This is a genomic window from Chryseobacterium hilariae (assembly GCF_051400735.1).
Lineage (GTDB): Bacteria > Bacteroidota > Bacteroidia > Flavobacteriales > Weeksellaceae > Chryseobacterium.
The window spans coordinates 340,108-362,193 of sequence record NZ_JBLFFJ010000004.1 but is presented as its reverse complement, the minus strand read 5'-3'; the positions used below and the strand labels follow the sequence as shown (position 1 = coordinate 362,193).

Here is a 22,086-nt window from a genome sequence, read left to right as displayed (position 1 = left end):
TATGAGAAAACTCCTGATCCTTCTCTTCGTATTCCAACTCCTGATGATCCATTCTCAAGTGAAAAAGGATCTGGTTATTCCAAAAAATCCAAAAATCGGCCTTTCCCTTGCCGGTGGCGGTGCTAAGGGTTTTTCACACGTCGGAGTTCTGAAAGTATTGGATTCATTGGGAGTGAAAATCGATTATATTTCCGGAACGAGTATGGGAGCCATTGTTGGAGGCCTTTACGCTTCTGGGTATTCCGGAAAAGAAATAGAGAAGATCGTGATGGATACCGATTTCTATTCTCTGATCATGGATCCTAAATCCAGACAGGAAACTTCTTTTTTTAATAAATCCGTGGATAAATATCTTTTATCCATTCCCTTAAAAAACGGAAAAATATCCCTTCCCTCCTCCATCAGTTCAGGACAGAGAAATGTATATCTCCTTAAGGAGCTTTTTAAAAACGTCTCAAATATTGATGATTTTTCTAAACTTCCTATTCCTTTCATGTGTGTTGCTACCAATCTGGAAAGCGGCAACATGGAAATTTTCGAAAAAGGAGATCTCGTACAGTCCATTATGGCCAGCTCTGCCTTTCCTTCTTTGATGGATCCTGTAAAAATTGGCGACAGTATTTATATAGATGGAGCGATGACGGTAAATTATCCTTCAAAGCCGTTAAAGGACAAAGGAATCGATATCGTGATCGGGGTGGACCTTAATCAGGATTTATCGAAAAGAGAAGATTTAAATAATATCATATCCATCCTTAACCAGGTTATTGACTTCGGAATTAAGAGAGACACGAGAAAACAGTACAAATACACGGATATCAATATTAAGCCGAATCTTAAAGGAATGACAGCCACCAGCTACGACGAAAAGAAAAAAATTCTCGACAGTGGTTATGTAGAAGGCATGAAATACACCTCTATACTGGATCAGCTTCCAAAACGACAGTTTGACCGTCTTAGAGAGCGTGTAAATCCGATATATTCCAATGTATATAAGATTGACAGCATTTCTTTGGAAGGAGGCCGTATTTACGGTAAAAACTATGTTCTCGGGAAAATGGGGCTCCGTCTCCCTTCTATGCAGACCTACGGATCTATCAATAAAAAAATTGATAAACTTGTTGCCACCAATAATTACCGCTTTATCAATTATGATATCATTCCTGAAAATAATGCCAATTATCTTAAACTCTACGTTACAGAAGATGAGGCCCGGCATTTTCTAAAGGTGGGGCTGCATTATGATGAAGTATTCAAGACGGGACTTCTCCTGAACTATTCAGGAAAACGTCTTTTATTTAAAAATTCTAACCTTTCACTTGATGTTGTTGTAGGTGATAAACCGAGATATTATCTTAATTATTTTATTGATAACGGATATATCCCCGGATTCGGGATCTACTCTTCCGGTATGAGCTTTGATATCAAGAATATCGACAATACTGTCGTGGATAAATGGGAATGGTTCAGGAATGAAGCCTTTATACAGTCTGTATGGAGGGACAAATTTGCCATAGGAGGCGGAATCAGCCATGACTATTTCGGAGCAGAAATAAATGGTGAACATGAAAGATATATGCGTTTTCTAAACCCTTATGTATTTTTAAAAAGTGACACTCAAAATGATAAAGACTTCTCGTCAAGAGGAATTTATATCAACGCGGAAGGTAAGGTGATCGATCTTTTGAAATCCGAGGTTGAAAAGAGAATTATACAGGTTAAAGCAGACATCAGAATTAATGTTCCAATTTCAAAGCAGTTTTCATACCGTCTTAATCTGTACGGTGGTATTACAATTGGTGATGATCTTCCGGAATTTTACCAGTACAGGCTCGGTGGGATTTTTGAACAGAATATAATTAACTTCAAAAGCTTTGGAGGCTTCTATTTTGCCCAGCTTAATACCAATAATGTTATTCTTGTTTCCAATGATCTTCAGTTTAAATTCAACAAAAACTATTTCTTAAGCGGAAATTTTAGTTTTGCCAATCTTTCGGATGATATCAACTTCGAAGATGCAGTTAAAGTAAATTATAGTTCAGTAGGACTTACTGCCGGTTATAAATCACCGTTTGGACAAATCAAGGTCAATTTTAGCCATTCACTTAAAAACAATCAAAAAGGCATATTCAGTGTTATTTTAGGGCACTGGTTTTAATACAATGATACAATTCTTTTACGAAAATTTACAGGAATCTGTCAGTGCAGATTATCAAAAATGGCTGGAAGATATTATTCTTTCAGAAGGAAAAAAAACAGGGGAAATCAATTATATTTTCTGCGATGATGAATATTTGCTAAAGATCAATCAGGATTATCTGCAGCATGATTATTATACAGATATCATCACTTTCGATTATGTAAAAGGGAAAACAATAAGCGGGGAGATTTTCGTATCTTTGCAGCGAATTTCGGACAATGCTTCTACCCTATCCAGAGATTACGAAGAAGAATTAAAAAGGGTTTTGGCCCATGGAATTCTTCACCTTGCAGGATACAAGGATAAGACGGAAGAAGAAGAGAAAGAAATGCGGAGAATGGAAGACCTTTATTTAGCTAAATTTAAAGAATCAAATCCTTAAATAATTGAAGAAAAACTTAAATAAGTTATCGTAAAGTATTCAATTATAGCAACAATAAAAGCTCATCTAGAGCGTATTCTCCAAAAATGTTTCACGTGAAACATTAATATAAAAGATTAAAAATTAAAGGCTTTAAACAAGCAATATAAAAATGATTTCAGATACATATGACGTAATTGTAGTAGGTGCAGGACATGCGGGTTGTGAAGCTGCCGCCGCAGCCGCGAACCTGGGCTCAAAGACCCTGCTCGTTACAATGAATATGCAGACCATTGGACAGATGAGCTGCAACCCGGCAATGGGAGGAATCGCAAAAGGACAGATCGTAAGAGAGATTGATGCTATGGGAGGATACTCCGGAATCGTAGCAGATAAATCTGCCATCCAGTTCAAAATGCTGAATCTTTCCAAAGGCCCAGCAATGTGGTCTCCAAGAACCCAAAATGACAGAATGCTTTTTGCAGAAGAATGGAGATTAGCATTAGAAAAAACACCCAATCTTGATTTCTTTCAGGATATGGTAAAACAGCTTATTGTAGAAAACAATAAGGTAACCGGAGTTATTACTTCTTTAGGAATTGAGATAAAAAGTAAATCTGTAGTTCTTACCAACGGAACATTCCTTAATGGGTTGATTCACGTTGGAGACAAACAATTAGGCGGTGGAAGAATGGGAGAACCAAGAGCATTCGGGATCACCGAACAATTGGTAAGCTTAGGTTTCGAAGCTGGAAGAATGAAAACAGGAACTCCTCCCCGAGTAGACGGAAGAAGTCTTGATTATTCTAAGATGGAAGAACAGAAAGGAGATGAAAACCCTCAAAAATTCAGCTATACAGATACTCCGAAATTAACAAAACAATTAAGTTGTCATATCGTTTATACCAATGAAACGGTACATGATATTCTGCGGGAAGGTTTCGACAGAAGTCCAATGTTTAATGGTACAATCCAGAGTTTAGGACCAAGATATTGCCCAAGTATTGAAGATAAGATCAACCGTTTTGCGGAAAGAACCAGACATCAGCTTTTCGTAGAACCGGAAGGATGGAAAACGGTTGAAATCTATGTAAACGGATTCAGCTCTTCCCTTCCGGAAGACGTACAGATCAAAGCCATGAAGCATATTCCCGGCTTTGAAAATGTAAAAGTATTCCGTCCTGGTTATGCTATTGAGTATGACTACTTCCCTCCTACACAGTTAAAACATACTTTAGAAACAAAACTGATTGATAATTTATATTTTGCAGGTCAGATTAACGGAACTACAGGATATGAAGAAGCTGCAGGACAAGGTTTAATCGCCGGTATCAATGCCCATAATAAAGTACACGAAAAAGATGATTTCATTCTGAACAGAGATGAAGCTTATATTGGTGTGCTTATTGACGATCTGATCACAAAAGGAACAGAAGAACCATACAGAATGTTTACTTCCCGTGCAGAATACAGACTTTTATTAAGACAGGATAATGCAGATATCAGACTAACAGAGAAAGCTTATCATTTAGGTCTTGCAAAAGAAGACAGATTAAGAAAAGTAGAAACGAAAGTGGCTAATAGTCAGGAACTTGAAGAATTTTTAAGAGAAACTTCTTTAAAACCAGGCATTATCAACCCTATATTAGAAGCTATTGATAGTAATCCTGTAGATCAGGCTTACAGAGCATCACAGTTTCTTACCAGACCGAATATTACGCTGGACAAGCTTGATACTATTGATGTTATTAAAGAATTCTCATCACAATATGATGATGAAGTAAGAGAACAGGCCGAAATTAATATCAAATACAAAGGTTATATTGAAAAGGAAAAAGAAAATGTAGCGAAACTCAACCGTCTGGAAAATATAAAAATTCCTGAAGATTTTGATTATAAAAGCCTTTCCAGCCTTTCTTCGGAAGCAAAACAGAAAATGTCTAATGTAAGGCCGAAAACTATTGCACAGGCAGGCAGAATCAGCGGTGTTTCTCCGGCCGATATAAACGTTTTACTGGTCTATTTAGGACGTTAAATCAAAAATGTTTCACGTGAAACATTTATAATAAAAAGAAAAAATTAAGGTATTTATAGGCGTTAAATTTTCAAGCAGTAAATACCTTATTTTAAAAATCAAGTTATTAATTCAATGAGAATAAAGGATCATTTTCTTTCAAAGGAAATATTTGAAATAAAAGAAACAGAAACGAAAGGGGTTTTCAAAACCTCTCCTATTCCATCCAATATTTCAAAATATTACGAAAGCGAAGATTATATTTCCCATCACCAGGATTCAGGAAGCTTTAAAGAAAAGCTTTATAAATTCTTACAGTCTTTTAATCTGCAATACAAAAAAAATATCCTCGCAGACAGAATAAAAAAAGGTTCTAAAGTTCTTGATTACGGTTGCGGTGCCGGAGAATTTGTAAAATATATAGAAAACGATTTTGAAACTTTTGGTTTTGAACCTGATGCTGATGCCAGAAAAGCTGCACTTAATAAAATATCCAAAGCAACGGTAATTGATAATATTAACATTATTCAAGACCAAAGTTTAGATTCTATTACATTATGGCACGTTTTTGAACACGTAGAAAACCAAGATGAAATGCTTGAGATTTTTCACAGGAAATTAAAAGATAAAGGACTTCTCATTATAGCTGTTCCCAACCCTACTTCCTATGATGCAAAACATTACAAAGAATACTGGGCGGCTTATGATGTACCGAGACATATTTATCATTTCTCCAAAAATGGTATGGAAAATTTAATTTCCAAGAAACCAGATTGGAAAATGAGAAAAATTAAACCTTTAGTCCTTGACTCATTTTACATCTCAATGTTAAGCGAAAAATACAAAAAATCACCTCTTTTTTGGCTAAAAGCGATTATCTACGGAACTATTTCTAACGTAAAGGCACTTTTTTCGAACGAATTTTCAAGTTTGATATACATTATCGAAAAAAGATAGAAAATCGATTTTTGGGCCATTTATGAAGGTCAATTTTCGCCAATTTCAACAAAAAAACAAAACCTGGAGAATATTCCGGGTTATTTTTTGATCGATATATAAGTCAAATTAAAAGTAAATTTAAAAACTCCCCTACTCGACTTCTTTAACAATTTAGAAAATATAAAAAAGGAAGTATATCAATTTATAGCAAACTGTAAATTTCTAAAAATTATTGATTGAACAATTTCAGGTTAGAAAAATTATCCAAATAAAAAAGCTATTGGAATAAAATTGAGCTAACAAATTATTTTACAAAATTTTGAATAAAGGTTAAAAATTTGATCATATGAAAAAATAACTTTCAAAAAAATATTCGCCAATAGTAAATTTTCATCAAAAAAAAATTTTATAAAAAGTTTGCAGATATCCACATCTTTTTTAACAAAATTGGAATTTACCACTGATTTTCGACAATTAGCCTTAACTCACTCTTAATTCAAAAGCAAAATAAAAAAAGACCGCCACAGCTGACGGTCTCCTATATATAAAAATAAAATATTATTTATTGATAGCAGCAATTCCCGGAAGCTCCAGACCTTCCAGACTTTCAAGCATTGCGCCTCCACCTGTAGAAACATAACTTACCTTGTCATCATAACCAAACTGCTTTACAAAAGCAACACTGTCACCTCCACCCACTAAAGAGAAAGCTCCTAATTTTGTAGCCTCAGCAATACTGTCACCTAAAGCAACTGTTCCTCCTGCAAAGTTTGACATTTCAAAAACTCCGATCGGTCCGTTCCAAAGAATTGTTCTTGAATTCAGCAGCACATCATTGAACTGGTCTCTCGATTTGTGACCTGCATCAAGTCCCATCCATCCTTCAGGAATTGCATAGATATCTGCTTCTTTTCTTTCAGCATCATTATTAAAAGCTTCTGCAATAATAACATCTGAAGGAAGATATACTTTAACCTTATTTTCTTTAGCCTTTCCTAAAATCTCAAGAGCCAAAGGTAACTTATCCTCTTCTACCAATGAGTTCCCTATTTTTCCGCCTAAAGCTTTAATAAAAGTAAACGCCATACCTCCTCCAATGATCAGATTATCTATTGCCGGAAGTATATTTTCTATAATGGTAATTTTAGTTGAAACCTTAGAACCTCCAAGTATGGCAGTTACAGGCTTCTCACCTTTTCTCAACACTTTATCAATAGCCTGAAGCTCTTTCGCCATAAGTAAACCGAAAAATTTAGTTGATTCGAAATACTGAGCAATAACAGCTGTAGAAGCATGAGCTCTGTGAGCCGTCCCGAAAGCGTCGTTTACAAAAGCATCACCCAATTTCGAAAGCTTCTCAGCAAATCCTTCATCACCCTTTTCCTCTTCATTATGAAAACGAAGATTTTCCAACAATAAGATCTCTCCGGGCTGAAGCTCAGAAGCAGCTTTTTCAGCCTTTTCTCCGACACATTCGTCCACAAACTTAACTTCCTTTCCAAGAACACTTGAAACTTCATCTACGATATGCTTAAGAGAGAATTCATCCTTCACTTCGCCTTTGGGTCTGCCAAGGTGAGTCATTAAAATTACAGAACCTCCGTCATTAAGAATTTTTTCTACAGTTGGTTTTACAGCTGCGATTCTTGTATTATCTGTCACTTTAAGCTGATCATCCTGCGGAACATTAAAGTCCACTCTTACCAGAGCCTTCTTGTCTTTAAAATTGAAATCATTGATTGTTTTCATAAGTATCGTTGAATTTTCGTTTCACAAATGTAAGCTTTTAAACATTTTCTACGGAACCATTAAAACAAAACTTTTTGAAAACTTTCCCCCAACCCACTCATCCACTAATCAACAATTTTTCTCTCTTTAAAAAAAAGAATAATGTAGTTGTTGTTGAGTATTGTTAGTTTCGGGGATAAGTTTTATCAAAATAATTGGTAACAATTAATTTTTATTCAATTCATATTTAATTCACATTGTAAAATATTGTAAATCTGCTTTTTCACGCACTTACCAACAGATGTGGGTAACTTTCCCACAAATCTGTTATTAGTAATTTTTTTATGGAAAAACTTTGGATTAAGTGGAGAAAAGATTTTGAAAATTGTGGTTAAAATTTTCAAATACATTTTCCATTACGAAATAATTTCATCTTTAAAAATAGAAAGTTGAAAAAAGTTTTCCACAGTTATTCACATGGCTTTTCACAAATTACTACGGATTAACTAACAGACTTTGTTATTATTCTTACCTTTGTCATGAAATAAAATCTAAAAAGACTTAATACAAGTATTATGAAAAGAAAAATAGCTATTGCTGCAGACCATGCAGGCTATGAGTATAAGGAGATTGTTAAGAACTATTTGTCTGAACAATTTGATGTTCAGGATTTTGGAACGTTTTCCACAGACAGTGTGGATTATCCGGACTTTGTTCACCCTGCTGCAACATCTGTTGAAAACGGGGAAAATGAATTGGGAATATTGATCTGTGGAAGCGGAAACGGAGTCCAGATCACTGCGAACAAGCATCAGAAGATCAGATGTGCACTTTGCTGGATGCCGGAGATCGCAGTACTGGCAAGACAACATAATGATGCCAATATGATTTCAATGCCTGCAAGATTTATCTCTAAGGAAGTGGCTATAGAAATTGCTGAAAAATTTCTTTCCACAGATTTTGAAGGTGGAAGACATCAGAACCGAGTTGATAAAATTGCTGTTTGCTAGAAATATAAAGGCCTGTAAATCAAATTACAGGCCTTATTTATTATTTATTTTGTACATTTGCAATAGCCAATAGAAATTACCATTCTATTATTTCCATACCAAAACCAAGATATTTATTCAAAGGTTTTTCTCCCTCTTCTCCATATTTGTAGTAATTTTAACAGACTAAAGTTTCCATTGTAAATAAATTGGAAAGAAAATTGATGCTGTTGAATTAATAAGAAAACGTAAAAACAGTAATCAATAAAGGTAATAATTCCTGAAACAGTTTTATTCAGATACGGGTGAAATTACTTATTATTTGAATTTAAAAACTCTATCCTTAATTAGGTTTCAAAAAGGATTATTACAATTAATAACAATTAAATAACATTAAAAATGCCAAGAAAAGGTAAATATATAAGCCATAAAAACGAACAGAAACTCATAGAGATCGGAAGACAGATCTTGCGTTTCATGAATACTAATGCGTCAAAGATCTATAATTATAAGCAGATCGCAGACGGAATAGATTATAAGAATCCCCGCCAGAGAGAACTGGTGATCCAGGCTCTTCACAAACTTCAGGGTTCTGAAAAGATCAAAGAAGTTGAAAAAGGAAAATATATCATTAATCTGAAAATTGAGGGAACCCTGACTGGAACCATTGATTTCAATCAGTCCGGCAACGCCTACGTTAGTGTAGAGGGAATAGAAGATGATATCTTTATTCACTCTAAGAATGTAAAAGATGCACTGCAGGGCGATAAAGTACTGATTGTAACTTATCATTTCAAAGGGAAGAAACTGGAAGGCTCCGTACTGGAAGTTCTGGAAAGAACAAGAACAGAATTTGTAGGAACATTCCAGCTGGTTGCCCATAAAGATTTTGGATTTGTAGTCTGTGATAAAAAAACAATCAATACCGATATTTTTATTCCTAAGACTAAATTCGGAGGAGCTGAAAACGGCGATAAAGTGGTTGTAAAAATGACAGAATGGAAGCCTGGTGATAAAAATCCTGAAGGAGAAATTATCCAGGTTCTGGGAGCTCCTGGCGAGCACGAAACAGAGATCCACTCTATTCTTGCAGAATACGGCCTTCCTTACGAATTTCCACAGGAAGTTGAGCTTGATGCGGATAAAATCGACAGAAGAATAACTGATGAAGAGGCAGCAAAGCGTTGGGATATGCGTGATATTTGTACGTTCACTATTGACCCTAAAGATGCAAAAGACTTTGATGATGCCCTTTCAATCAGGAAACTGGAAAACGGAAACTGGGAAGTTGGTGTACATATTGCCGATGTATCTCATTACGTTGTTCCCGGAACGATTCTGGATGATGAAGCGTATAACAGAGCGACTTCCGTTTACCTTGTAGACCGTGTAGTTCCGATGCTTCCCGAAGTTTTGAGTAACGATGTATGTTCACTTCGTCCTAATGAAGATAAATATACATTCTCTGCAGTTTTTGAGCTGAATGATAAAGCTGAGATCAAGAAACAATGGTTTGGAAGAACAGTGATTCATTCAGACAGAAGATTTACTTACGAAGAAGCTCAGGAACGTATAGAAACAGGCCAGGGAGACCTTGCAGAGGAAATCAATACCCTTGACAGGTTAGCCAAAATTATGCGTGACGAACGTGTAAGAAACGGAGCTATTACATTTGACAGAAGTGAAGTAAGATTCAATCTGGATGAAAACAACTCGCCTATCGGGGTATACTTTAAAATAAGTAAAGATTCCAATCACCTGATCGAAGAATTCATGCTTTTAGCCAATAAAAAAGTATCTGAATTTGTATCATTGAACAGTAAAGGCGGAGTAACAAACAATACCTTTATTTACAGGGTCCACGATGATCCGAATCCTGCAAAACTGGAAGCATTGAGAGATTTTGTTTCTACATTCGGGTACAAAATGAATCTTGACAATACCAAGAAAGTTGCAGAATCTTTAAACAAGCTTCTTTCCGATGTCAAAGGAAAAGGAGAAGAAAATATGATCGAAACGCTGGCCATGAGAAGTATGAGCAAAGCGGTATACTCTACAGAGCCTATCGGCCATTACGGTCTAGGCTTCGAATATTACAGCCACTTCACCTCTCCTATCCGACGTTACCCTGACCTTCTTGCCCACCGCCTTTTACAGCACTATCTTGACGGAGGAAAATCCCCAAGCAAGGGAGAGCTTGAAGACAAGGCAAAACACTGCAGTTCTATGGAAAGACTTGCTGCCGATGCAGAAAGAGACTCCATCAAGTTTATGCAGGTGAAATTTATGGAAAAACATCTTGGAGAAACATTTACAGGAGTAATTTCAGGAGTTGCAGAATTCGGTTTCTGGGTTGAAATACCTGAAAATGGAGCCGAAGGTTTGATTAAATTAAGAGATCTTGTAGATGATTCTTATTCATACGATGCGAAGACCCATGCCGTATATGGTAACAGAACCGGCAAAAAATATCAGTTAGGAGACCAGGTTCAGATCAAAGTAGTAAAAGCCAACCTTATTCAAAAGCAGTTAGACTTTAAGATTGTTGATTAATTAAATCATAAAGTCTAACTTTGTATTAATGGGATGAAATTTTTTTCATTTAAAATACTATTGAATGTTTGAACTTGTACTATCTGCTATTGTCTTAGGATTTATGCTGAGCCTGGTTTTTATAGGACCTATTTTTTTCCTTTTAATTGAGACCAGCTTCAGCAGAGGGCCAAGACACGCTCTGGCACTGGATCTTGGAGTCATTACGGCAGATTTATTATGCATTGTTGCTGCATATTATGCAAGTGCGGATATTGTAACATTAATAGATAAGCATCCCGGATTTTACAGGATCACTTCCATACTTATTTTTGTATATGGGATTGTCATGATGGTCACCAGGACCAAAATGCATATGCCCGGTGAAGAAAAAATCATTGGCCAGAACTATTTTAAAACGTTTTTCAATGGTTTTTTCTTCAATCTTTTAAATGTGGGGGTTATTCTTTTCTGGCTGGTTACAGTAATCTCTGTAAGAAACCAGTACCCTGATACCAGTAGTTTTATACTGTATGTGAGTATCGTTATTGGTACCTATTTGTGTATCGACCTGGCCAAAATATTCTTAGCAAAACAATTTCACGATAAACTTACCCAGAAGCTTGCCAACCAGATCAGAAGAATCGTTGGTGGGATTCTTATTGTTTTCAGTTTCTTTATCTTTCTGCAGAGCTTTAAGAAATTTAACCAGTTCGACAGGCGTTTAGAAGAAGCTGAGAAAAAAGAAATCAAGTATCAAAAAACAGAATGAAAAAAATATTATTTCCCAAATCCTTAAAAAAAGGAGCTAAAATAGCCATTATTTCCCCAGCCGGAGCCGTAGACACTACTCACCTAGAAAAGGGAATAGAAATGATTAAAAACAAAGGCTTTGAGTCTGTTCTTGGCGAATACCTTTATACTAAATATTCAAATGGGTATAATTACGCCGGTACAGAACAGCAAAGAATTAAAGACATCAACTGGGCTTTAAATGACAAAGAAATCTCTGCAATCTGGGCCTCTCGAGGAGGTTATGGCTGCCAGCATCTTGTTCAGCATTTAAAACTCAAAAATTTTACAGAAAATCCGAAATGGTACATCGGTTATTCAGATAATACCGTTATTCAAAGCTATTTATTGAAAAAAGGTTTTGCATCTATCCATGGGCAGACCATTAAAACATCCAGCTTTGGAGTAACAGATGAAAGCTATGACCTGGTTTTTGATATTTTAAAAGGGAAAAAGCCTGAATATGCTTTAAAATCTCATAAATTTAATAAAGCAGGGAATATTCAAGGAGAACTGGTAGGAGGTAATTTAGCGCTGATCTATGCCCTTTTAGGAACCAAGTATTCTTTTGATTTCAAGGATAAGATTTTATTCATTGAAGATATAGGGGAAAATTTTTATGCCCTGGACAGAATGATCATGACTCTGGAGTTAGCCGGAGTTTTCAATAAAATAAAAGGATTGATCGTTGGTGGGATGACCAATATGGGGGATGAAAAAGAAAATAAAAGCTACGAAGAAAGCTTCGATGAATTCGCCTATAAGCTGATCTCGGACAGGATTTCAAAATATAAATTCCCAACTGTTTTCGGATTTCCGAATGGACATATTAAAGATAACAGACCTTTGATTATAGGAGGAAACGTAAAATTACAGGTCAAGGATAAGGTTAAAGTTGAGTTTTAATAGATCAACGATGTTGACACTCTCCCATTCTCAAACTCTCAAGCTCAAATAATGGCAGTTCACAACGATTTTGGTAAAATAGCAGAAGACCTTGCGGCTGAATATCTGCAGAAGAATGGTTATAAAATTCTTACCCGGAATTTCAGATTTCAGAAAGCTGAGATCGATATCATTGCTGAAAAAGAAAACATAATCATCGTCGCAGAAGTAAAAGCCCGTTCTACAGATCTTTTTATGCTGCCCCAGGAAGCGGTTACGAAAACAAAAATTAAGTCTATCGTTATGGCAGCTGACCATTATCTTGAAGAATTTAGCAGGAACAATGAAGTGAGATTTGATATTATCTCTGTTCTTGCCGATGGAAAAAAGAAACTCACAATTGAACATATAACCGATGCTTTTGAAGCATTGGATGGCAACTAAAAAGTATAAAGTATTAAGTGCTTTGTATAATTATACATTTTTATAATACAATGAAAACAATACTCATCACCGGAGCCACTTCCGGAATAGGAAAATCTACGGCAGAGCTTTTGGCCAGACAAGGAAACAGAATTATTATTTGCGGAAGGAGAAATGAAGCTTTAGAATCTCTAAAGAACGAACTCTCTCATTTTACCGAAATATTTAGTTTGAAATTTGATGTGAGGAATCTTGAAGAAGTTGAAAAAGCTATACACTCTCTTCCTGAAGAATGGAAAACTATTGATGTTCTTATTAATAATGCTGGAAATGCACACGGTTTAGATCCTCTTTCTGCTGGAAAGACAGATGATTGGGATTCTATGATCGATGGGAATGTAAAAGGACTTTTATATGTTTCCAAGATGATCATTCCTTCCATGAAAGACCGTAATTCAGGACATATTGTAAACATTAGTTCAGTTGCTGCAAGGCAGACTTACGCCAACGGAACTGTTTACTGCGCAACTAAAAAAGCAGTTGATGTAATTTCCGAAGGAATGCGCCTGGAACTTACTGAGTTCGGAATCAAAGTGACCAATATCCAGCCGGGTGCTGTGGAAACTGACTTCTCTCTCATAAGATTTAAAGGAGATAGTGAAAGAGCAGCTACAGTATATGCCGGCTATGAAGCTTTAAAAGCTGAAGATATTGCTGATGCTATTGCTTACTGTGTCAATGCTCCAAAACATGTTATGGTTTCAGATATGACCATTTATCCAAGTGCGCAGAGTGAGCCGAGAACGATATACAGAAAATAGTTAAAATAAAGACATAAATTTGCAGAGTATTCGGAAGCAATATTGCCTTTCGTAATTTTGCCATCAGCTTAAAATAAAAGAGATGAAAATTTTATATCTGGAAACCTCTTCTAAGAACTGCTCTGTAGCTGTTTCAGACAATGAAAAGCTCCTATGCCTGTGCGAAGAAGTTTCCGAAAACTATAAACAGTCTGAAAGCCTTCATACCTTTGTAGAATGGGCACTGGAAGGTGCAGAGCTCACTATGAAAGATATTGAAGCTGTTTCATTAGGTAAAGGACCTGGTTCATATACAGGATTGAGGATTGGAGCTGCCTCTGCAAAAGGCTTCTGCTATGGACTGAAGGTGCCTTTAATTGCAGTGAATTCTTTAGAAAGCATGATAGAACCTTTTTTGGGCAAAAACTATGATTATATAGTGCCGTTGATCGATGCGAGGAGAATGGAGGTTTATACGGCCGTTTACGACGGTGAAACAGGGAAAGAACTGTCTTCAACCGAAGCTAAAATTTTGGATGAAGCTTCTTTTGAAGAATTTAAAGATAAAAAAGTGGTTTTTGTGGGAGACGGCGCAAAAAAAGCCAAAGAAATCTTGAATCTTCCGGATGCAGATTTTAAGGATGACGTCTACCCTTCTGCGCAATACCTGATCAAAAGAACCATAGAGAAGATTAATCAAAAGGAGTTTGAAGATATAGCCTATTTTGAGCCTTTCTATCTCAAAGACTTCCATGGAGTAAAGAAAAAGAAGTCTTCAGATTCTCTATGACCATAAATAAGCAATTACATATAAAAGCGAAGAGTAAATCTTCGCTTTTTTTTATTTAGGCATTGCCGGAATATCATCAGGATTTTTTTCTTTATCCTTTTTCAGTTTTTGTTTAGGCTTTTTAGGCTCTGTATCTGCGCCCTGTACGGACTGCTGAAGCTGGCTGTTATTACCATTTCCCGCAGGATTCTGAGGAATGCCGTTAGTCGTATTCTCTACGGGCTGTGTTGGCATTTGTGGCTGCTGCGGAAGAGAATTTCCTTTATTGTCCGTTGCCTGGAAAGAAAGTTCGCTTTTCAGATAATTCAGCATCTCCTTAGCTTTAATACCTTCAGGAGTTTTAGAATAGTTCAGGGCGATCTGCTCAAGCTGCAGAATCATTACCTCTTTTCCACTGGTTTTTCCTGTGTTGAATGCATTCAACAGGTGAAATTTTGGAACAAGGGCGTCTTTAGGATATTTCTGTATCGTCTGATCTATGATATCACGGCTTTCTCCGAACTTTTCAGATTCATAGAGAGCATAAGCTTTCTTATATTCGCTTTCAACATCTTCCGATGACTTCACGAATGAATTGTTCTTGGGATTCCTTGCAAATTCTGCATAAGAAGTATAAGGATAATCGGTCAAAAGGATCTGTTTTGCTCTTTCAGAAGCCTGAGGATTCTTTTGGTAATTCATTGCAAAGATTTCGTAAAGGGCCTGAAGCATTACTTTTTCCTCAGGTTTTACATCAACAAGGTCATATAATGTCTTTGTTGCCAAAGGGGTATTTGTAAAATAATTCTGGTACATCACACCCAAGCCTAGCGAAGCAGTGTCTCTATCTTTCTTTAACTGACCCAGTTTTTCCTGATCTGTAGGGATCTGCTCAATATAATATGTTGGCTCAAAACGTCTTGGATTAGGTGCCGAAGTCACACCAAGAGCTTCATTTTTCATGTCTTCAATAGTCGCCATCTTTTTAGAATAACGCCAGTTATCAGCCAATGCCCTGTCTCCCCAGATCTGCTTAAATGAAGAAGTACCCTTGCTTACCGTTCCCGTATTGCTGAAATAAAACCCTTTGGTGGTAACCCCAAAATCTTCAAAAGAATTGGAATTATTGGCAAAAATTGAATTAGCGTTGTAATCTCCGGCATCAAAGCCTTTGCTTCTTTCTGCACGTATTCTCTCCTGCTCTTCCTTTTCTTCCTTAGCTTTGAGTTTGGCGATATATTTCGAAAAAAAGTCAGTTTTCTGAGCATCACTCATCTTTGCTAAAGAAAGAATACTGTCGTTCTTCTTGATCAGATAATAGTTTCTGGAGATCTTCTTAATATATTCAGACTGGTCCTTTAAAAGGATCTTGGAAGGCTCATAGGTCATCACCGTAAGTGCAGAATCATAGTAGGTTCCGGCGCCGATATAATCGTTCTTTTCGAGATAGCTCTTCCCTATCTCATAATACGTAAGGCCTCTTACCTGTGGATCAGAAACCTTCTCGAACAGAGATTTTTTGAAGAATTCCTGTGCTTCATCTTTTTTTCCGGCCTTGTTGGCCATTAAACCTAAAGCATAATAAAATTCATTCTTTCTGGAGCCGTAAGTTCCTTTCTTACTGATGCTTTCCAAATAATTTTTGGCTCCGTTATAATCGCCTTTTCCATTGAACGTTTTGGCGATAGCAATTTGGGATTTCACCTCAAACTCAAAATCATTGGCATATTTATAAGCCTGGGTGAAGCTTTCACGGGCTTTATCATTTTGTCCCAGATTTTCAGAAACCTGTCCTCTCAGATAAGCTATCCTGCTTTTCAGTTTTCTGTCAGAATTCAGTTCAAAAGCCCTGTCCAGCTCTGCTCCGGCTTCCTCCAGCTTTCCGGCATCCAGAAGAGCTTCAGAATGATAAATGCTCAGCAGTTTTGCATAGCTTTTATTAATGTCCTCCCCTTTCAGCTTGGCAAAAGTTTCGTTGGCTTTATGATAATCTTTGATCTGTGCATAGGCTACTCCCTGATAAATTCTAGCCAAAGGAAGCCTTTTATCATCCTTCATACGTGTAAAAACATAGTTCAGGGCGTCCAGAGCCTGTACTGCCTTGTTCTGGTAGATTCTGGACTGTACAAGAATCATATAGGCATCAAAGATCTTCTTATTTTTTTCTTCACCGTTTCTGATAACAGAATATTTGTTGATTGCTTTCTGAGCCTTGGCCTCGGCAATTTCTAGTGTAGTTGCTCCTTTATTCTGAAGCTCATCAGGCATTCCGGGAGTTCCATTTCCTTGTGCACCAGGCATTTCTGGCGGCATTCCCGGAACTCCCCTTTCTGAGGAAGATTTGTTTACTTCAGCCATTTTCATGGAATTTTCAGCGAATGCTGCGGATTGTCCCAGATCGCTTCCCAAAGGTTGGTCTTCAAACGTAAGGATAGGAATATAAGGAGCATAAAAATTATCCTTATGTGCCTTGTCTCTGCTCGTAAATTCACTATTTAACGCATCTTTTGCATTAAAAAGGGTATTATAATATGTGTTGAATCCTTTCATGAATTTTGATCGCTGTTCCGGCTTTTTGGTCTTGGTAGCACAGGAGGCAACGATACACATGATTAAAAGGAATAAAATATTCTTTTTCATTATTCAATATAACTCTCTTATCTGCTTTTTATTATAAGCAGTTGATGATTTTGTAAAAATAACAAAATTTTGTAATGAATAATATTTATATTTCTCTCAAAATTTTATAAACCAAATGAGTAGGAAGTCCCATGATCGTATAAAAGCTTCCGTTCATCTTCGTGATCTTTGCCATACCCAGCCATTCCTGGATGCCATAGCTTCCGGCTTTGTCGAAAGGTCTGTAATTCTGAATGTAATATTCTATTTCATCATCTGTAATCTCATCAAATTCTACATCCGCAACATCGGTTTCAGTCCATGTTTTATTAACGGATTTTATGGTAATTCCCGTATAAACCTGGTGAGTTTTTCCTGAAAGCAACCGTAGCATATGCTTTGCTTCATTCTCATCTTTCGGTTTTCCAAGAATCTGATTATTTATTGCAACTACGGTATCAGCAGTTAACAATACTTCATCATCAGCTAATTTTCTGAATGCAGATGCTTTTAATTCAGACAGATAAGCTGCTGCCTCCTCTATTTCGATATTCTCTGGAATAATCTCTTCACAGTCTATTTTTACAACCTCAAAATTGAAACCTAAACTTGAAAGCAGTTCTTTTCTTCTGGGTGATTGGGATGCTAAAAGTAATTTCATAAAAACTTTATACAGATTGTGTGTTATCATCATGCCAGTTCCCCTGAACCTTCATTACCTGTTCTATCACATCACGGACTGCGCCGCTTCCCCCTTTTTTTCCCGAAATATAGTCGGATATTCCTTTTACCTCGGGAACAGCATTTTCAGGACATGCCGCAATAGCGGAGTTCTCCATGATATGGATGTCGGGAAGATCATCTCCCATGGTCAGGATGTCTTTGTTTTTAAGATTGTGTTTCCTTTTAAAATCTTCAAAATCAACCATTTTATCATGTGACTTTGGATAATAATCCTCTATTCCAAGATAATTGATCCTGTGTTTTACCATTTCATCATTTCCACCAGTAATTACTCCTATTAAATAATTGTTTTTTAATGCCTTAACTACCGCATAGCCATCCAAAACATTCATTACCCTGCACATATTTCCTCCAGGAAGCAGATAAACACTTCCGTCTGTAAAAACTCCGTCTACATCAAATACAAACGCCTTGATATCTTTTAATTTCTCTTTATAGCTCATACATTTTTTGAATAGAATGATTCATTGTTTTATAAATCTCAAGACTTTCGTCTTTTAACAGCTGTTCATGTAATTCCAGTATCCTCACATCATTTCTTACGGCAGGTCCGGTTTGAGCAGCTTTAGGCTCTATCTCATGAATTTTCTGTACCGTTTCATCAATCAGAGGCAGAAAATAATTAAATGGAATTTCCTGCGAGTCTGAAATTTCCTTTGCTCTGGCGAAAAGATGATTGACAAAATTGCAGGCAAAAACCGCAGTAAGGTGGATATATTTCCTTTTCTCGTAGCTGCTTTCCATCACGTTCTCTGAAATTTTGGAAGCAATTTCAAAAAGAAGCTGCTTATCCTGTGCGTTTTCAGTTTCAATAAAGAACGGAGTTTTCTCATAATCCAGCTCTTTCGATTTTGAAAACGTCTGCAAAGGATAAAAACTTGATTTCCGGTACTCTCCTTTCAGGATTTCTTTGGGAAGAGATCCTGAAGTATGGGCTACCAGACAGTTTTTTTTAGTGATAAGCCCGGAAACATTTTCTACAGAATTGTCGCTTACACAGATGATATACAGGTCTGCATCTTGCAGGTGCTCAGTAGAATAAGGAACATTCAGTTCCCCGGAAATTTTTTTCAGTTCTTCGCCGTTCCTTCCAAAAACCTGTATTAATGGAATATTATTCAGACTAAAAGCCTTTGCCATGTGATAAGCCACATTTCCGGAACCTATAATTACAGTTTGCATCTAACAAAGATAAGATTTTATAAAGAAGACGGATGCAGAGCTGCGGAAGTTTATGATGGAAATGCTTGTTGCCCGTTGTATAAGGTTCGGGCTATAACGATCTGATATTATTTTAAATATTTGGACCGAAAATTGAATAAGTAATTTAACTTTCGGCTATTTTTGTAATCCAAAACAGTGAAAGCATCTTATGAAGATTAAGGACGCGGAAATTATTTCGTTGATGCAGAATCCACGGACCCAGGAAAAAGGTGTCCGTGCCTTGATGGATGCTTATCAAAGCAGATTGTACTGGCACATCAGAAGAATTATTGTGGATGGAGATCTTGCTCAGGATACACTGCAGGAGACTTTTATTAAAGCCTACCAGAATTTTCACCAGTTCAAAAATGACAGCCAGCTGTATACCTGGCTTTACAGGATTGCTACGAACGAAGCATTACAGCAGGTCAACAAGTTGAAGAAAATGCAGAAAACGGATGAAGATCCTGAGTATTATATGCAGAACCTGGTGGCCGACAATACGGAAGGAGACGCAGAAGAAATACAGCTGTTGCTTCAGAATGCTATACAAAGCCTGCCCGAAAAGCAGAAACTGGTATTTATGATGCGGTATTATGATGATCTACCCTATGAAGAGATATCTAGAATTGTAGATATGTCTGTAGGGACTTTAAAGACCAATTATCATTATGCCAAACAAAAAATAGAAGAATTTATTAAAGGAAATTACGAGAGATAATTTTTGAACAAAACAAAGATGAAAGAGTTCGACATAGAAAAACTAGAACGAAAGAATATTTACAAAGTTCCGGATCATTTATTTGAAAATATCCAGAATAATGTGATGAACGAAGTGAAAGCGAATAAAAAAGCACCGGTTTTCAAGCTGAACTGGATGTATGCCGCTGCAGCATCGCTGGCTTTGATATTCGGGGGAACGTATGTTTTTAATTCTGATAATGATCAGTCTAAAGATGTGTTGAATTCAAAAACATTAGCTGTCCATAATCAGGAACCTAAAACAGAAAGCGAACGCGCATATGAAACTCTGGAAGCAGATTTAACTTCTGTTGAAAATAATAATCAAACAGTTAGCAATCAGGGGACTAAAACTGTTTCATACATTCCTAAAAAGGATGTAGAAAACGGGACAGCTCCGCAGCCCGTAAAAGCTGCCACAAAAAAAGAAGAAATTAAAATGAATGAATATCTGGATTCGTTTTCCAACTCTGAGATATCAGAACTGGCAAGCAATTCAACTCAGGACGTTTATTTAGATTTATATAATTAAAAGAAAGATGAAAAAGATATTATTTGCACTTTTTATTATTTATGGTTTTGGCCTGAATGCCCAGAATTCAGATTATGACTGGAAAAAAATGAACCCTAAACAAAGAAAAGAGGTAATAAACAATCTTTCTCCTGAAGAGAGAAAAGAACTTCTTAAGAAGTTTAGGAATAATATGGTGGTGGAAAATCTTGAAATTGAAGCAAGTGATAAAACAGAATTCACTCAGCTTTATAACGAATATTTAGATAATCAGAAGCAGATAAAAAGCCAGTTTAACCCTGATTTCAACCCAGAAACATTATCTGATGATGAGGCCAAAGCAAAGCTTCAGCAGAGTTTCGAAGTAGGACAAAAGCTGCTGGATAACAGAAAGAAATATGCTGACAAGATGCAGCAGGTGATTCCCTGCCAAAAAGTATTGAAACTGTTTCAGTCTGAAGGAATGATGAGAGATAAAATGAATGAGAGAAAACCTCACAGCGGACGCAATAATAGTCTGGCAAAGCCCAAACAAAACCCATAATAGTTTATTTTTTTAATGTTGGACGGCTCTTACAGACATTGTTTGTGAGAGCCGTTTAGTTTTAAAGGATGTATAAAATGATTTAATTTCAATAGATAGTGAGCTAATTCTTATTTTTGTGAAGTAAGTTCAATTAAACTCAAGGTTTCTGTTTAAAGCAGATCCCGGTTTCGTAAAATTATCAGTATGAAAAAAATATTCTTCTTTCTATTACTTTCCGGCTTATTTTTCGCCCAGAAAACGGAAGTAATTGACCTGTCTAAGTCTATAAAAGACACTAAAAATACGTACAAAAGCTTCACTGTAATTGATCAGCGACCCAATAAAGAAATTGGGAGTATATTATTTCACAAAAATCAAGTGAATATTGTTTTTGAAAATGACGCGAGTAAAGACATTTCAGATTGGTTTTATAAATACAATATGGCTAAAGGAAATGATGAATTGGTACTTTTACTGGAAAATATAATTATTTCTGAAGATATAAAAGAAAAATATTCTATCGGAAAGCTTGAATTGCGGGCGAGTACTTTTAAAAAGAAAAATGACGGTTATCATTTTGTTAACAGAATAGATACCGTTGCAACGATTTCATCACGAAATACACCTTACTTATCACAAAGTTTAGCAAAGAAAATTACACTGTCTTTAGCAGATTTGCTGAAAGATTCTTACAGTAAAACTACTTGGGAATTTGGTATTTCAGAAAATGATCTTGCCAGTTATCATTCTATTTTGATAGATAAGCTTGATATTTTAAAGTCGGATGCATTAAAAGAAGGGGTTTATAAAGATTCCTACAGTTTCTTTACCCACAATCCGGAGCCGGGGTATACGGTTGAAACCAACAGCAAAGGTGTTGTGACAAAAGCTGTGAAGGGCGATGATAAAAAGCCAATCAGAAATTTTTATGCATTTGTTCATAACGGAGTTCCATTTAAGGTAATTCCGGTGGGTTATGTTGAAATTTTCAGAGATGAAATGGGACTTTTCATTGAAGTTAAAAAAGAAGAGCTTTTTCCTGAATCTAATTCTACGATGGTAATGTTTGGCGGCGGTATAGGAGGTTTGATAGGAAGTATAGCAGTCAATGTAGCCATTGATGCCAAAGCAGCGAAAAAAAGAAAAGCAATGGCGGGAACAGAAGTTTCACTTGACCCTTTAACGGGAAATTATATATTGCCGGAAAATTTTGATAAATCTAAATAATACATAGAGAGCATATTGCTTCTCTTTTTTATTGAAATCAGAATTAAAAGGAAGCATTTGTGACTAAAAATTAAAAATGAATT

20 protein-coding genes are annotated in these 22,086 nt (G+C 36.2%); 15 read left to right on the top strand and 5 right to left on the bottom strand.

Features of this window, described 5'->3' with window-relative positions:
• Position 1: 1 nt before the first annotated feature.
• The 4 genes from ACMGDK_RS14185 to ACMGDK_RS14170 all read left to right on the top strand — a co-directional run bounded on the left by ACMGDK_RS14185 (position 2) and on the right by ACMGDK_RS14170 (position 5,532).
• The gene (locus ACMGDK_RS14185; RefSeq protein WP_436808560.1) at positions 2-2,158 is read left to right on the top strand and encodes a patatin-like phospholipase family protein; all 2,157 of its coding nucleotides are present in this window, start codon (positions 2-4) and stop codon (positions 2,156-2,158) included.
• A 4-nt stretch (positions 2,159-2,162) separates the two neighbouring features.
• Positions 2,163-2,582 carry an rRNA maturation RNase YbeY gene (ybeY, locus tag ACMGDK_RS14180; protein ID WP_436808559.1) on the top strand — a complete coding sequence of 140 codons (420 nt, stop codon included), beginning with the start codon at positions 2,163-2,165 and terminating at the stop codon, positions 2,580-2,582.
• Between the two features lie 151 nt (positions 2,583-2,733).
• Positions 2,734-4,596 (top strand): tRNA uridine-5-carboxymethylaminomethyl(34) synthesis enzyme MnmG, encoded by a 1,863-nt coding sequence (gene mnmG, locus ACMGDK_RS14175; RefSeq protein ID WP_436808558.1) that lies wholly within the window; start codon positions 2,734-2,736, stop codon positions 4,594-4,596.
• Between the two features lie 114 nt (positions 4,597-4,710).
• Positions 4,711-5,532 (top strand): class I SAM-dependent methyltransferase, encoded by an 822-nt coding sequence (locus ACMGDK_RS14170; protein ID WP_436808557.1) that lies wholly within the window; start codon positions 4,711-4,713, stop codon positions 5,530-5,532.
• A gap of 540 nt (positions 5,533-6,072) precedes the next feature.
• Here ACMGDK_RS14170 and ACMGDK_RS14165 read toward each other — a convergent pair.
• A complete protein-coding gene (locus ACMGDK_RS14165) occupies positions 6,073-7,263 on the bottom strand; it encodes a phosphoglycerate kinase (RefSeq protein WP_436808556.1) in 1,191 nt (396 codons plus the stop codon).
• A 554-nt stretch (positions 7,264-7,817) separates the two neighbouring features.
• Between ACMGDK_RS14165 and rpiB the strand changes: the two genes are divergently transcribed.
• The 7 genes from rpiB (at position 7,818) to tsaB (ending at position 14,453) form a co-directional block, all read left to right on the top strand.
• Complete coding sequence (gene rpiB / locus ACMGDK_RS14160; RefSeq protein WP_426048222.1) at positions 7,818-8,252, top strand: ribose 5-phosphate isomerase B; 435 nt, start codon at positions 7,818-7,820, stop codon at positions 8,250-8,252.
• Positions 8,253-8,630: 378 nt separating this feature from the next.
• A complete protein-coding gene (gene rnr, locus ACMGDK_RS14155; RefSeq protein WP_436808555.1) occupies positions 8,631-10,784 on the top strand; it encodes a ribonuclease R in 2,154 nt (717 codons plus the stop codon).
• A gap of 64 nt (positions 10,785-10,848) precedes the next feature.
• Positions 10,849-11,535 carry a LysE family translocator gene (locus ACMGDK_RS14150; RefSeq protein ID WP_436808554.1) on the top strand — a complete coding sequence of 229 codons (687 nt, stop codon included), beginning with the start codon at positions 10,849-10,851 and terminating at the stop codon, positions 11,533-11,535.
• The gene (locus ACMGDK_RS14145; protein ID WP_436808553.1) at positions 11,532-12,461 is read left to right on the top strand and encodes a S66 peptidase family protein; all 930 of its coding nucleotides are present in this window, start codon (positions 11,532-11,534) and stop codon (positions 12,459-12,461) included. The genes ACMGDK_RS14150 and ACMGDK_RS14145 overlap by 4 nt, the downstream gene beginning before the upstream one ends.
• Before the next feature lie 51 nt (positions 12,462-12,512).
• A complete protein-coding gene (locus tag ACMGDK_RS14140; RefSeq protein WP_436808552.1) occupies positions 12,513-12,884 on the top strand; it encodes a YraN family protein in 372 nt (123 codons plus the stop codon).
• A gap of 50 nt (positions 12,885-12,934) precedes the next feature.
• Positions 12,935-13,684 (top strand): SDR family NAD(P)-dependent oxidoreductase, encoded by a 750-nt coding sequence (locus ACMGDK_RS14135; RefSeq protein ID WP_436808551.1) that lies wholly within the window; start codon positions 12,935-12,937, stop codon positions 13,682-13,684.
• An 82-nt stretch (positions 13,685-13,766) separates the two neighbouring features.
• On the top strand, positions 13,767-14,453 hold the full coding sequence (gene tsaB, locus ACMGDK_RS14130; protein ID WP_436808550.1) for a tRNA (adenosine(37)-N6)-threonylcarbamoyltransferase complex dimerization subunit type 1 TsaB: 687 nt from the start codon (positions 13,767-13,769) through the stop codon (positions 14,451-14,453).
• A gap of 51 nt (positions 14,454-14,504) precedes the next feature.
• On the opposite strand, the gene porW is transcribed toward tsaB, so the two are convergent.
• The 4 genes from porW to ACMGDK_RS14110 form a co-directional block, all read right to left on the bottom strand.
• Complete coding sequence (gene porW / locus ACMGDK_RS14125; RefSeq protein ID WP_436808549.1) at positions 14,505-17,072, bottom strand: type IX secretion system periplasmic lipoprotein PorW/SprE; 2,568 nt, start codon at positions 17,070-17,072, stop codon at positions 14,505-14,507.
• Between the two features lie 85 nt (positions 17,073-17,157).
• On the bottom strand, positions 17,158-17,712 hold the full coding sequence (locus ACMGDK_RS14120; RefSeq protein ID WP_436808548.1) for a Maf family protein: 555 nt from the start codon (positions 17,710-17,712) through the stop codon (positions 17,158-17,160).
• Positions 17,713-17,719: 7 nt separating this feature from the next.
• Positions 17,720-18,238, bottom strand: coding sequence for a KdsC family phosphatase (locus ACMGDK_RS14115; protein ID WP_436808547.1), 519 nt, complete (start codon positions 18,236-18,238; stop codon positions 17,720-17,722).
• Positions 18,228-18,977, bottom strand: coding sequence for a Rossmann-like and DUF2520 domain-containing protein (locus tag ACMGDK_RS14110; protein WP_436808546.1), 750 nt, complete (start codon positions 18,975-18,977; stop codon positions 18,228-18,230). The genes ACMGDK_RS14115 and ACMGDK_RS14110 overlap by 11 nt, the downstream gene beginning before the upstream one ends.
• A 190-nt stretch (positions 18,978-19,167) precedes the next feature.
• On the opposite strand from ACMGDK_RS14110, the gene ACMGDK_RS14105 reads away from it, so the two are divergent.
• The 4 genes from ACMGDK_RS14105 to ACMGDK_RS14090 all read left to right on the top strand — a co-directional run bounded on the left by ACMGDK_RS14105 (position 19,168) and on the right by ACMGDK_RS14090 (position 22,003).
• Complete coding sequence (locus ACMGDK_RS14105; RefSeq protein WP_436808545.1) at positions 19,168-19,719, top strand: RNA polymerase sigma factor; 552 nt, start codon at positions 19,168-19,170, stop codon at positions 19,717-19,719.
• Between the two features lie 18 nt (positions 19,720-19,737).
• A complete protein-coding gene (locus ACMGDK_RS14100; RefSeq protein ID WP_436808544.1) occupies positions 19,738-20,271 on the top strand; it encodes a hypothetical protein in 534 nt (177 codons plus the stop codon).
• A gap of 7 nt (positions 20,272-20,278) precedes the next feature.
• The gene (locus tag ACMGDK_RS14095; RefSeq protein ID WP_436808543.1) at positions 20,279-20,794 is read left to right on the top strand and encodes a hypothetical protein; all 516 of its coding nucleotides are present in this window, start codon (positions 20,279-20,281) and stop codon (positions 20,792-20,794) included.
• A gap of 186 nt (positions 20,795-20,980) precedes the next feature.
• Complete coding sequence (locus ACMGDK_RS14090; RefSeq protein ID WP_436808542.1) at positions 20,981-22,003, top strand: hypothetical protein; 1,023 nt, start codon at positions 20,981-20,983, stop codon at positions 22,001-22,003.
• The last annotated feature ends 83 nt before the right edge of the window (positions 22,004-22,086 follow it).

Bases quoted from the DNA above. Each gene is read 5' to 3' on its own strand.
- ACMGDK_RS14185 (WP_436808560.1), top strand. From the start codon at position 2: ATGAGAAAACTCCTGATCCTTCTCTTCGTATTCCAACTCCTGATGATC.
- ybeY (WP_436808559.1), top strand. From the start codon at position 2,163: ATGATACAATTCTTTTACGAAAATTTACAGGAATCTGTCAGTGCAGAT.
- mnmG (WP_436808558.1), top strand. From the start codon at position 2,734: ATGATTTCAGATACATATGACGTAATTGTAGTAGGTGCAGGACATGCG.
- ACMGDK_RS14170 (WP_436808557.1), top strand. From the start codon at position 4,711: ATGAGAATAAAGGATCATTTTCTTTCAAAGGAAATATTTGAAATAAAA.
- ACMGDK_RS14165 (WP_436808556.1), bottom strand. From the start codon at position 7,263: ATGAAAACAATCAATGATTTCAATTTTAAAGACAAGAAGGCTCTGGTA.
- rpiB (WP_426048222.1), top strand. From the start codon at position 7,818: ATGAAAAGAAAAATAGCTATTGCTGCAGACCATGCAGGCTATGAGTAT.
- rnr (WP_436808555.1), top strand. From the start codon at position 8,631: ATGCCAAGAAAAGGTAAATATATAAGCCATAAAAACGAACAGAAACTC.
- ACMGDK_RS14150 (WP_436808554.1), top strand. From the start codon at position 10,849: ATGTTTGAACTTGTACTATCTGCTATTGTCTTAGGATTTATGCTGAGC.
- ACMGDK_RS14145 (WP_436808553.1), top strand. From the start codon at position 11,532: ATGAAAAAAATATTATTTCCCAAATCCTTAAAAAAAGGAGCTAAAATA.
- ACMGDK_RS14140 (WP_436808552.1), top strand. From the start codon at position 12,513: ATGGCAGTTCACAACGATTTTGGTAAAATAGCAGAAGACCTTGCGGCT.
- ACMGDK_RS14135 (WP_436808551.1), top strand. From the start codon at position 12,935: ATGAAAACAATACTCATCACCGGAGCCACTTCCGGAATAGGAAAATCT.
- tsaB (WP_436808550.1), top strand. From the start codon at position 13,767: ATGAAAATTTTATATCTGGAAACCTCTTCTAAGAACTGCTCTGTAGCT.
- porW (WP_436808549.1), bottom strand. From the start codon at position 17,072: ATGAAAAAGAATATTTTATTCCTTTTAATCATGTGTATCGTTGCCTCC.
- ACMGDK_RS14120 (WP_436808548.1), bottom strand. From the start codon at position 17,712: ATGAAATTACTTTTAGCATCCCAATCACCCAGAAGAAAAGAACTGCTT.
- ACMGDK_RS14115 (WP_436808547.1), bottom strand. From the start codon at position 18,238: ATGAGCTATAAAGAGAAATTAAAAGATATCAAGGCGTTTGTATTTGAT.
- ACMGDK_RS14110 (WP_436808546.1), bottom strand. From the start codon at position 18,977: ATGCAAACTGTAATTATAGGTTCCGGAAATGTGGCTTATCACATGGCA.
- ACMGDK_RS14105 (WP_436808545.1), top strand. From the start codon at position 19,168: ATGAAGATTAAGGACGCGGAAATTATTTCGTTGATGCAGAATCCACGG.
- ACMGDK_RS14100 (WP_436808544.1), top strand. From the start codon at position 19,738: ATGAAAGAGTTCGACATAGAAAAACTAGAACGAAAGAATATTTACAAA.
- ACMGDK_RS14095 (WP_436808543.1), top strand. From the start codon at position 20,279: ATGAAAAAGATATTATTTGCACTTTTTATTATTTATGGTTTTGGCCTG.
- ACMGDK_RS14090 (WP_436808542.1), top strand. From the start codon at position 20,981: ATGAAAAAAATATTCTTCTTTCTATTACTTTCCGGCTTATTTTTCGCC.